Source organism: Pseudoalteromonas sp. 2CM37A (assembly GCF_023161885.1).
GTDB classification, from domain to species: Bacteria; Pseudomonadota; Gammaproteobacteria; order Enterobacterales; family Alteromonadaceae; genus Pseudoalteromonas; species Pseudoalteromonas atlantica.
Genome location: NZ_JALNTJ010000025.1, coordinates 1 through 700, shown reverse-complemented (window position 1 = coordinate 700; position 700 = coordinate 1). Strand labels below are relative to the sequence as shown.

Here is a 700-nt window from a genome sequence, read left to right as displayed (position 1 = left end):
CTACGGCTACCCTAATCGGTTAACCTCGCTACAAAATATAAGTCGCTGACCCATTATACAAAAGGTACGCAGTCACCTAACAAGTAGGCTCCTACTGCTTGTACGTACACGGTTTCAGGTTCTATTTCACTCCCCTCACAGGGGTTCTTTTCGCCTTTCCCTCACGGTACTGGTTCACTATCGGTCAGTTGGGAGTATTTAGCCTTAGATGATGGTCCACCTATATTCAGTCAAAGTTTCACGTGCTCCGACCTACTCGATTTCACTTAAAATGTCTTTTCATGTACGGGACTATCACCCTGTATCGTGGCACTTTCCAGAGCCTTCCATTAACACATAATAAGCTTAAGGGCTGTTCCGATTTCGCTCGCCGCTACTATCGGAATCTCGGTTGATTTCTTTTCCTACGGGTACTTAGATGTTTCAGTTCTCCGCGTTCGCCTCGTTAACCTATGTATTCAGTTAACGATACCTGCAAGCAGGTGGGTTTCCCCATTCGGAAATCCTAGTCTCAAGCGCTTTTTACTAGCTTGACTAGGCTTATCGCAAGTTAATACGTCCTTCATCGCCTCCAACTGCCAAGGCATCCACCGTGTACGCTTAGTCACTTAACCATACAACCCAAACGGGTCTTTGTTATGTGACAGTTTAACTTCGCCAGAAGTTAATATTGAATACTAAAGTAGATACCAATTAATCA

At 44.6% G+C, this 700-nt stretch carries 1 rRNA gene; it reads right to left on the bottom strand.

The annotated features are described in order from the left end of the window. A 23S ribosomal RNA gene (locus tag MTF68_RS19635) occupies positions 1 to 614 on the bottom strand; the annotation flags it as partial. Between the last annotated feature and the right edge of the window lie 86 nt (positions 615 to 700).